This window comes from Alteromonas marina, from assembly GCF_000808575.1.
Classification (GTDB): domain Bacteria; phylum Pseudomonadota; class Gammaproteobacteria; order Enterobacterales; family Alteromonadaceae; genus Alteromonas; species Alteromonas marina_A.
In genome coordinates this window covers 156,185-166,846 of record NZ_JWLW01000004.1, presented here as the reverse complement: position 1 = coordinate 166,846, position 10,662 = coordinate 156,185, and the positions used below count along the sequence as shown (strand labels likewise).

Annotated in this window: 10 protein-coding genes; 2 read left to right on the top strand and 8 right to left on the bottom strand. The window is 46.3% G+C overall.

Annotated features, from left to right (window positions below; translation table 11 throughout):
- Positions 1–6: 6 nt before the first annotated feature.
- From RJ41_RS03255 to RJ41_RS03240, 4 genes are all read right to left on the bottom strand, one after another.
- Complete coding sequence (locus RJ41_RS03255) at positions 7–1,350, bottom strand: class II 3-deoxy-7-phosphoheptulonate synthase (RefSeq protein WP_014978802.1); 1,344 nt, start codon at positions 1,348–1,350, stop codon at positions 7–9.
- 180 nt (positions 1,351–1,530) lie between these two features.
- A complete protein-coding gene (locus RJ41_RS03250; RefSeq protein ID WP_039216852.1) occupies positions 1,531–2,478 on the bottom strand; it encodes an ABC transporter ATP-binding protein in 948 nt (315 codons plus the stop codon).
- Positions 2,479–2,494: 16 nt separating this feature from the next.
- A complete protein-coding gene (locus RJ41_RS03245; RefSeq protein WP_039216850.1) occupies positions 2,495–3,472 on the bottom strand; it encodes a FecCD family ABC transporter permease in 978 nt (325 codons plus the stop codon).
- A 57-nt stretch (positions 3,473–3,529) separates the two neighbouring features.
- Entirely contained in the window at positions 3,530–4,006 is a 477-nt protein-coding gene (locus RJ41_RS03240) for a low molecular weight protein-tyrosine-phosphatase (protein ID WP_014948910.1), read from the bottom strand.
- 93 nt (positions 4,007–4,099) lie between these two features.
- Between RJ41_RS03240 and pepE the strand changes: the two genes are divergently transcribed.
- Positions 4,100–4,822 carry a dipeptidase PepE gene (gene pepE / locus RJ41_RS03235; protein WP_039216847.1) on the top strand — a complete coding sequence of 241 codons (723 nt, stop codon included), beginning with the start codon at positions 4,100–4,102 and terminating at the stop codon, positions 4,820–4,822.
- On the opposite strand, the gene bioD is transcribed toward pepE, so the two are convergent.
- The 4 genes from bioD to bioB are packed head-to-tail and all read right to left on the bottom strand — an operon-like array spanning position 4,793 to position 9,148.
- A complete protein-coding gene (gene bioD, locus RJ41_RS03230; RefSeq protein ID WP_039216846.1) occupies positions 4,793–5,563 on the bottom strand; it encodes a dethiobiotin synthase in 771 nt (256 codons plus the stop codon). The genes pepE and bioD overlap by 30 nt on opposite strands.
- Entirely contained in the window at positions 5,560–6,660 is a 1,101-nt protein-coding gene (locus RJ41_RS03225; protein WP_039216845.1) for a methyltransferase, read from the bottom strand. Before RJ41_RS03225 ends, bioD begins: the two co-directional genes overlap by 4 nt.
- A 2-nt stretch (positions 6,661–6,662) precedes the next feature.
- A complete protein-coding gene (locus RJ41_RS03220; protein ID WP_039216843.1) occupies positions 6,663–8,024 on the bottom strand; it encodes an aminotransferase class I/II-fold pyridoxal phosphate-dependent enzyme in 1,362 nt (453 codons plus the stop codon).
- Complete coding sequence (gene bioB, locus RJ41_RS03215; RefSeq protein ID WP_039216840.1) at positions 8,024–9,148, bottom strand: biotin synthase BioB; 1,125 nt, start codon at positions 9,146–9,148, stop codon at positions 8,024–8,026. The genes RJ41_RS03220 and bioB overlap by 1 nt, the downstream gene beginning before the upstream one ends.
- A 98-nt stretch (positions 9,149–9,246) precedes the next feature.
- On the opposite strand from bioB, the gene bioA reads away from it, so the two are divergent.
- The gene (gene bioA, locus RJ41_RS03210) at positions 9,247–10,512 is read left to right on the top strand and encodes an adenosylmethionine--8-amino-7-oxononanoate transaminase (protein WP_039216869.1); all 1,266 of its coding nucleotides are present in this window, start codon (positions 9,247–9,249) and stop codon (positions 10,510–10,512) included.
- The last annotated feature ends 150 nt before the right edge of the window (positions 10,513–10,662 follow it).

Genomic DNA, 10,662 nt, shown 5'->3' with positions numbered 1-10,662 from the left:
TACGCATTACGCATTACGCAAATGATCAGCCACCAAGAATGCCATTTCAAGTACTTGGTCTGCATTTAAGCGCGGGTCGCATTGCGTTTTGTAGGCTTGCGCTAAGTCTTCATCGCTAATTTCATAAGCACCGCCAGTACACTCCGTTACGTGCTGGCCGGTCATTTCAAGGTGAATACCACCTGCGTGAGTACCTTCTGCTTCGTGAGCTTGGAAGAACTGCTTAATTTCTTTCAAAATTGCATCGAAGTTCCGGGTTTTGTAGCCGCTAGATGCCGAGAACGTATTGCCGTGCATCGGGTCAGAGCTCCACACTACGTGTCTGCCTTCAGCTTTAACTTTACGCAATAAGCGTGGCAAATTGTCGGCTAAATTATCGGCGCCCATACGCGTAATAAGCGTTAAACGACCCGGATCGTTTAGCGGGTTAAGCGCATCAATTAAACGAATAAGCTCGTCTTCCTGCATGCTTGGACCCACTTTCACACCAATTGGGTTGTGAATACCACGGAAAAACTCAACGTGTGCGTGGTCTAGTTGACGCGTACGCTCGCCAATCCACACCATGTGAGCCGAACAATCGTAAGGCTTACCGGTAAGGGTATCGATACGCGTTAGCGCCTGCTCGTAGTTCAACAGCAGTGCTTCATGCGACGTAAACAACGACGTTTCATGCAGCGTAGAACTGGTTTGTGCGTTGATACCAATAACATCCATAAACTCAAGGGTGTCTTGAATACGGTTAGCCATATCAGAATAACGCTCTTTAAGCGGATTGTTTTCAACGAACGCCATGTTCCAACGGTTGACTTCGTGAAGGTCAGCCAAACCGCCTTGTGCGAACGCGCGAAGTAAATTCAGTGTTGACGCACTACGATGGTAGGCTTCCAACAAACGGTCAGGATCTGGTCGACGGGCCGCTTCGGTAAATTCGAAGTTATTGATGATATCACCACGATAGCTTGGCAAGGTCACGCCATCGCGGGTCTCGAAATCTGATGAGCGCGGCTTGGCGTACTGGCCTGCCATACGGGCAACCTTAGTTACCGGACAACGACCAGCAAAGGTAAGCACAATGGCCATTTGAAGAATTACTTTAAAAGTATCGCGAATTTTAGGCGCATTAAATTCGTCAAACGACTCAGCACAGTCGCCGCCTTGTAAAAGAAAGCCTTTACCCAAGCTGACTTCGCCTAGTTGGCGTCTAAGCTCACGGGCTTCAGCAGCAAATACAAGTGGAGGATAAGAACTCAGTGTTTGCTCTACTTCTTTTAAACGTACTTTGTCGTCGTACTCTGGTTGCTGAAGAATAGGTTTATTTCTCCAACTGTCTACTTGCCAATTACTCAACGGTGTTCTCCTGAATAAAAAAAACGTAGGGCAAACGTTTTACTGAAAATATTTATTGAAGCTAGATGCTTCGAATAAAAAGACTGTAACGCGCTTAACAGTGCGTCTGTAGCGCTTTTTTCTAATCAGTCTAATGTGAAAATGTGAATCTAAAAAGATGCTGGGGGCACTTTACCACATTTATTCTAGGGAAATAGGTGCGCAAACTTGAATTTCTAGAAAGTTATCGTGCTTGCTTATAGCAAAATGGCATTCAAACACACTTTCTAAGTTTGTTTGCGTGGCCACCTCTTGTGGCTTGCCGAACGCTACCATGCAACCTTTTTGCATAAGCCATAAACTATCGCAATAGTTGGCACTTAGCGCGATATCGTGAGACGTCATAAGTAGGGTATTCCCTTTATCGCAAAGGAATTTTACCAAACTAGCCAGCGCATATTGATGCCTTATATCAAGCCCTTGTAGGGGCTCGTCTAAAAACGCTATACCCTCTCCACGCTCTAGTTGCGGCCAAATTTGCAAAAGCGAACGACAAATTTCTACTCGCTGACGCTCACCGCCAGAAAGCTGAGTGAGAATTTTGTTTAAGAAACCCGATATTTCGAGGGCTTTTTCTAAAACCGGAGGAATTAGTTCATCTTGCTGTGCTGTTGCATAAAAGCTTAGGTACTCTTTTACCGACAAGTGAAAACCACTTTCGCTTTGTTGCGCTAGCAAGGTACGCACATTCGCAAGGGTTGCCAGCGACCAATCGCTCATTGGTTTACCTAGCAGCATGACATTGCCTTCATCAGCTTCAATGAGGCCCGCAAGGGTAAGCAACAGTGTTGATTTCCCTGCTCCATTTGGCCCTATAATGTGAACGCACTCGCCTTTTTTTGCACGTAAACCTTCCACCGAAAGTCTTGATGCAACTTTTACATTCTGTAAGCTTAAAACGGTATGATTATCTGCTAGGTTATGGCTATTCGCTGAGCAATTGCTATCAGCATCGTCATCTTTTACGCTAACGTTTGGCTTAGGGTTAGTACTTATGGTGCCTTGCTCACTAGCATTTATTCGTTCATCATTTTGTTCATTAATGCCAGAATCAGGGCGTTGCTGGGTTCTAAAATTATTTATCGTCATTTCATTTCCCCCTTCACTACCCTTTTATTTGACCTTTAGCTAATGCCCAAATTAATAATGGACCGCCTAACGTAGCTGTTACCATAGACACCGGAAGCGTAATGGCACGGGTCATTTCAGAGCTTAACGCAACCAGCATCAACAGACTTGCACCACTTAATGCACTTAACGGCAACAAATAGCGATTATTATGCCCGATGATCAAACGTAAGATATGCGGTACTAACAAGCCAACAAAAGCAATAGAGCCTGCCATAGACACCGCAGTGCCTACAGCAATAGCACAGACAATGAGTGCGCGTTCAGTGAGTTTCTCCACATCCACACCACTACTTTTTGCTGCAAGTTCACCGGCATAGAGCTTGTTTAAATCGCCAGCGAAATAAAGCTGTAATGCGACAGCAACAGCGATTAACGGGCCGCCCACTGACAAAATTAACCAGTTAGTTTGGTACAAACTACCCATTAACCAGAAAGTAAGATTGCGCAGGGCATTCGCGTCGCTGAACATGTAAAGCCACGCTATAACAGCGCCGCTAAGGGTAGAGATGGCAATACCAGCAAGAATAACAGCCGTAGAGGAACCCAGCAGTTTTCTTGCTAAGCGGTAGATAATAAATGTAGATAACAACGCACCAATAAAACACCCCAACGGCAATAAATAGTGCAGATAAGCTGTAGCCCATTGTGGGGTTAGCAGTAGCAAAAGCGCAGCAACCAAGCTTGCGCCACTCGTAATGCCTATAATTCCAGGGTCTGCCAAGGGATTTCGCAGCACTACTTGCAAGGTAGCGCCACTTGTAGACAGTGCCGCCCCTACTAAACACGCAGTAAAAACAAGCGGTATTTGAAGCTGAACAATAATATGCTGTTTTAGTTCAGCCGCCGTATCAGACAGCCCTGTCACGCTAACAATCCCTACCACACCGATGACGAGTGACAAAAGTACTGTTATTACAACCAAAGTGACGGCGGTGCGTTTAGTTCCTGTCATTGTCAATATGGGTTCTCAACGTGGGCTTTCAAGATGGTGTATCAATATGACTTGCGTTTATTGTTGTTGGGTTTGTTTAATATGCGCAATCAAACCGTCCGACGCTTCTTCGATAAGATCTAACACCAGCTCAAAGCCGCGCTTGCCACCATAATAAGGATCAGGTACTTCCTTATCGTCTGCATTTGCAAAATCAAGAAACAGCTTAATTTTATCGTGGTACTGGCTTGGCGACATACCGTGCAAATTAGCAAGGTTGCTGTTATCCATGGCAAGAATGAAATCAAATCGTTCAAAGTCGCTTTCATCCACACGTCGGCATTTTAGCCCTTTGAAACTGTAGCCTCGTTCTACGCCTGCGGCTTGCGAACGCTTATCTGGCGGATTACCAATGTGGTAGCCGTGGGTTCCCGCTGAGTCAATTTCAATATTCAATCCGGCTTGTGCAGCCTTGTGTTTGAACACGGCCTCTGCGGTTGGAGAACGACAAATATTACCCAAACACACGAACAACACCGATGTAGATTGTTTCATTCAAAATCCTATTTCAACACAGTGACGGAGCGCGACTAAACTTTATGCCTAGTTTCACGTATGATACGCCGTCAGAAAAATTGTGGAGTTAGTATGACCGCACATGTACTTATGCTAAGTAGCTCACGCCAAGGCGACGAAGCTTACTTAGAGCACGCTAGAGCGCTTATTTTTGCACACTTAGGCGAAATTCGCGACCTTCTATTTGTTCCTTATGCCGCCGTCACTCAAACGTACGATAGCTATGTAGACGCCGTTGCTACCGCCCTGCCAGAGTGCAAGGTTACTGGGCTACATTCCGTTGAAGATCCGGTTGCTGCTGTAAATAACGCAAAGAAAAACGGCCAAGCCATTGTTGTAGGCGGTGGAAACACCTTTCACCTGCTTTCTACCCTGTATGCAAACGCGCTTATTGTGCCAATAAAGCACGCCATCGCCGATTGTACGCCTTATATTGGCTGGAGTGCGGGTTCGAATATTTGTGGTCAATCAATTAGAACCACTAACGACATGCCCATTATCGAGCCGCCGAGTTTTGATGCACTAGATATCGTGCCGTTTCAGTTAAACCCGCACTACACCGATTATCAGCCGCCGGGCCACAATGGCGAAACCCGCGACCAACGTCTGGCAGAGTTCACCACGCTTAATCCAACCACGCCAGTAGTTGCTATTCGCGAAGGCACAGCGCTGCGCCTTACTCATAATCAACTCACCCTAGTGGGTGAAAAAGACGGCTTTATCTTTTTAGGTGAAGAAAAAACGTCAATTCATTCAGGTGATGATTTAACTTATTTGCTTGATAGCGGCGAATAGCGCCTCATCATTAGGCGCTACCTGGTAAGGAATTTCTGCCAGTAGCGGCTCGGGTAACATGGCTTTAAGAGAGTGCAGATTTTCTTGGTATCGCGTCATGTTACCCGTGATGTCGTTCGCAACCCATCCTTTAATGGTAAGTCCATCAGCGCGAATTGCTTCTGCCGTTAATAGCGCGTGATTTAAGCAACCCAAACGCATGCCTACAACTAAAATCACATCCATTTTGAGTGTTTTCACGACATCAGAAAGATAGTAAGTGGGCGTATACTCATCACCTACCGTTAGCGGTAAACGCCACCCACCTGCACCTTCCATTAACAGAAGATCGGGTTGATAGGCGTGCAGTTCATCAAGCCCTTTTGCAACCTCGTCAAACGTTAACGCAACACCTTCTTCAAGGGCAGCAATATGTGGTGCAATAGCCGGCTTTAGTGCAATTGGGTTTATTTGATGCAAAGGAAGTGTCTGTCCACTTTCTTCGTTTTTTTCATTTACGCTTTTTTGCTGGTTATTATCTGTAATTTTAATGGCTTTATCTGCGCGTATTTTGGAGCACGCTTTCTGAATATTTAGCGCATCTTCGTTAACCCACTCGCCGTTTATCTGTTCGCATCCGGCTGCGATAGGCTTGTAGCCGATGGCGCTTAACGAGGCTTTTTGCGCGGCTTTTAGCAATTGGCAGGTCACATAGGTTTTACCTACTTCGGTGTCGGTACCGGTAATGAAATACTGCTTCATCGTTTTTCCAATCTAAAATGACTTACGCGGTAGGTAAGCGGTAACTTACTTTCTACACCACTCATGTTCCTGTAAGCCATGGCTAATTTTTTAATATCTCGACGGGTGAGCGGCGGTTGTTTTCGGCCGGTCTCACCTGCCCCAACCCCCTTCACAGAGCGCAGTAGCGACATAAGATCGTGGTGAGAATCGACATAATCTTTAGTAATCACCCGTTGCAAAGAAAGGCCTGATTGCTTAAAGCCATTTACCCATTGTGCGGTTGTTGGCATATAGGTTTCAGCCTGTGGAAGCTGCGCTACTTTGCGCACCGTTTTAAGTTCACTAAATGAACCCGCTACCATAATCGCCAACTCAGCAATACCACTTTTTTTAAGCACTCGCGCTATCTCTTTAGCGACAAGCCCTGTATCGCTAACCCACTGAAGCGCCATAGATGAAAATACGGTTGAAAATTGGCTATCAAAGAAAGGCAAATCAGCAGCACTACCTTCTACGAAAATGGGGTCAGAGTACATTTTTCTGGCCTGCGCCAACATGCCCTCAGCAATGTCTACGCCAGTTGCAGCTGCACCTTTATTTGCAAGCGTTTGGGTATGAATGCCAGTACCACAGCCGATATCAAGAACCGTACCCTGTAGGTCTATAGGTAAGTTTCTTATTGCCTGCTTGGCAATAATACGCTGAACACTTGCAATGCTGTTGTACTGCGCGGCTGCTTTTGAAAAGCGATGTGCAATGTCCTGCTCGTTAATTACTGAAGTAGTATCATTGCGTTCAGCTTTTACAGCGCCTTTAGTTGTTATAGAGCCTTCAGCTGTTATAGAGCCTTCAGCTGTAACATAGCCCTCAGTCTTAGCGCTCTTCTCTGCACTCAAATGTGCCGCAGCTTTGGAAGAGCAATCAGAAGGGTAAGCAGTTTTAACTGTGAGAGTCCCTTTAGCGTTCGTCGCTCTCTCAGATTCAAAAGATGTCTCGGACGAAAAAGCCCCGTTTGCCTTAAAAGCCGCCTGCGCCGCGTCACGCGACAGCTTACCGTCGAAGAGACTTCTCGATTCTGCCGACATAGCAGCTTTTACGGCGGGACTTAGTGACATGGTTACATCTCTTTTTTACTTACAGAATCAGGAGTATTCACAGCGCTGTCTGATTCTTTTTCTACTGAAGTCTCACTTAACAGAAAGTTATTAAGTGAAAGTTCTAGCGCATCAAGCAATACGTCAATATCTTGTGATGTATGATTTGACGTAACCGTTATGCGCAGCCTATCTTGGTTTTTCGGTACAGTAGGCTGCCTGATAGCCGTTGCCCAAATGCCGCGCTGTTTTAGACCATCACTTAGTGCAATTGCACGTTCTGGGCTACCAACAATAATGGGCTGGATCGCGCTTTGCGACTGCCCCAAAGTGATTTCAATTGATGCATCGCCTTTCGCGCTTGAATTGAGTGTCTGTCCAAAACGTTTTTGAAACGACTCTCTGAAATAGGTGATATTGGTTTGTAGCGTCTCGCGGCGGGCAGTATCACTGGCGATATGTGTAAGAGAGTACAAGGTCGCGACCGCTTGTGCTGGTGGCATGGCAGTGGAATACACATAGTGCTTCGAAAAATTCACCAGATAATCAATTAGGGTTTGGCTTCCCGCAATAAAGGCGCCGGCCGTGCCCACTGCTTTGCCAAATGTTCCCATAACAATAGGCGCTTGTTGCTGGCTTAAGTTTAGTGCTTCTGCTGTACCGAAGCCGTTTTCACCCAATACACCCATACCGTGTGCATCGTCTAACATGAACCATGCATTATATTTGGCGGCCAGTTCAGCGATACCTTCGCAAGGCGCTACGTCACCGTCCATACTAAACACACCTTCACTGGCAATCAGAATGTCTTGCTGGTTTGCATCAGAATTACCAACCGCATCGGGCACCTGGCTTTGACAAACGCTCGATAGCAGGCTCTCTAAATGACTTAGATCGTTATGCTTGAAACGGCGAAGCTTGGCGCTATCAGATACACATTGCGCCCCCTCTAAAAACGAAGCGTGCATGAGCTTATCAGCAATTATGTGCCCTGCTCTCGCGCTTTTATTCGGGTGAGACATGTGAGGAAAAAGTGCCATGCACAGTGCCTGATTGGCGGCAAAGCCAGAGTTAAACAACAGCGCAGCTTCTCGGTTTAACCCATCGGCAATGTAGGCTTCTAGCGCCAAATGAGCCTGTGTGTGTCCAGTTACCAAAGGCGATGCACCGCTGCCACCACCAAACTGCGCCAGCCCCTCAACCCAACTTTGCAATACACCCTCATGCTGGCGCATGCCTAAGTAGTCATTGCTTGAAAAATTAAGATAGTGCTCACCGTTAATACAAATAATACTGTCTTTTTCGTACTGTTGGCAGTGGCGCTGGCGCAGCAAGCCTTGCTCGGCACGCGCGCTCAGCAAATCGTCTAACCAGTGAAAGGCCATTACGCCTCCGTTAAATGCTGTTTCTTTGGCGCTACCTTAGGCTTGGTTGCATCAATAAACAAGTCGTTACTGTCGTCGCCTTGCTCTTGTTGCTGGGCAATTTCTTCTTCTAACACTTGTTGATGTGCTTCGTCTGAGTAATCCCTTGTGCGTTCAGTATTAATACCAAGCTTTTTGAACAGCATTACATCTTCATGGGTATCTGGATTTGACGTGGTTAACAGCTTGCAGCCATAGAAAATAGAGTTCGCGCCTGCCATAAAACAAAGCGCCTGCATTTGTTCGTTCATTGCTTCGCGGCCTGCCGACAAGCGCACATGTGACTTAGGCATCATAATACGGGCAACGGCAATAGTGCGAATAAACTCAAAATAGTCCAAGTCTTCTACACTATCGAGTGGCGTACCTTTTACTTTAACCAACATGTTAATAGGTACACTTTGAGGCTGCTCAGGAAGGTTTGCTAATTGCACTAACATACTAGCCCGATCGCTCACCGTTTCTCCCATGCCAACAATTCCCCCAGAGCAAACATTCATACCTGCAGCACGCACGTTCTCTAACGTATTCAATCGGTCCTGGTAAGTACGGGTCGTGATAATATCGCCGTAGTATTCCGGAGAGGTATCAAGGTTGTGATTATAATAATCAAGGCCCGCTTGTTTTAAGGCCACAGCTTGCTCGCGGGTCAACATACCTAGCGTCATACAGGTTTCTAAGCCTAAGCTTTTCACCTCTTCAACCATTTTCAAAATGTAAGGCATGTCTCTGTCGCGCGGGTTTCGCCAAGCGGCACCCATACAAAATCGGGTTGAGCCTACTTGCTTTGCCTCTTTCGCACGCTGGATGACTTTTTCAATTTCCAGTAATCGTTCTTTTTCAAGGCCCGTATCATAACGAGCACTTTGTGGGCAGTACTTGCAGTCTTCAGGACATGCACCGGTTTTAATCGACAAAAGCGTGCTAACCTGCACTTCATTCGGATTAAAATGCTGTCTATGCACCACTTGGGCATTAAACAGTAAATCGTTAAATGGCATGGCAAACAAAGCTTCGACTTCGGCTTTGGTCCAATCGTTTCGAATAGTTGTCGTTTGCGCAGAATGCGCACTAGCCAGCGTCATTGACTGTCCTTTACTAATTATTATTGCTGGCTTAGTCTATGCCCCAATATCGAGTTGTCAACTCTGACCAATTTAAAACCTTTACTAGCGGTTATTTTGTGAACAATATAGAATTTGATAAACAACACATTTGGCACCCTTATACCTCGGCGGTTAATCCCCTTCCCTGCTATGAAGTAGTTGGTGCAAAAGGCGCTGAACTTACCTTGGCCACCGGTGAAGTATTAGTAGACGGCATGTCTAGCTGGTGGGCTGCAATTCACGGCTACAACCATCCTGTACTCAACGATGCTGCGCACAAGCAAATTGACGCATTTTCTCACGTTATGTTTGGCGGTATTACCCACCAGCCGGCGGTAGATTTGTGTAAATCGTTACTTAACATGGTGCCGGCAGGTTTAGAGCGTGTATTTTTAGCAGACTCTGGCTCAGTGTCTGTTGAAGTTGCGATAAAGATGGCGATTCAGTATTGGGCATGCCAAGGGCGCACAGAGAAGTCGCGCATTGTCGCGCCGCGCAATGGCTACCACGGCGACACGTTCGCAGCAATGAGCGTGTGCGATCCCGTTAACGGCATGCATAGTTTATTTGAGGGTGTATTGAGCAAGCAGATTTTTGCGCCCGCCCCTCAAACTCGCTTTGGCCAAACGTTTAGCGAAGATGACATTCTTCCACTTGAAGAGATTTTTGAAAAGCATCACCACACTATGGCTGCCCTTATTCTAGAACCTGTTGTTCAAGGCGCGGGCGGCATGCGTATTTATCACCCCGAATACTTAAAGCGCTGCCGACAGCTTTGTGATACCTACGACGTACTTTTAATTTGCGATGAAATTGCTACTGGCTTCGGACGTACAGGCAAGCTCTTCGCTTGCGAGCATGCAGGTATTTCACCTGACATCATGTGTTTGGGTAAAGCGATCACCGGTGGTTATATGACATTGGCCGCGACCTTGTGTACCGAAGATGTGGCTTTAGGAGTTTGCCAAGGGGAGCCCGGCGTATTTATGCACGGCCCCACATACATGGGTAACCCGTTAGCCTGTGCAGTGGCCAATGCCAGTCTTTCGCTAATTAACGAAAATCATTGGCAGCAACAAGTTCCTGCCATTGAGAAACAATTACAAACCGAATTGGCAAAATGTGCAGACTTGCCGCGAGTCGCTGACGTAAGGGTGTTAGGTGCGATAGGGGTAGTCGAGACGGTAAATCCCGTCAATGTTGCCGAAATTCAACGCCATTTTGTGAAACATGGCGTCTGGATACGGCCATTCGGGAAACTGGTATACATTATGCCTCCGTACATTATATCTTCCGAGCAGTTAAGTAAGCTGACCCACGCCATTTACACAGCCTTGAAATAACAAGAGAGGTTGTTAGGCTATTTACTTACTTTTTGTCTATACAAGAGATTTAACATCGAACCGCCTGTTTATTGAGAGTGAAAACCTCTTTATTCAACATGCATTTATCGAATATTAAACGGGTACTTAATAGTGAGTCTTTACAGCGAG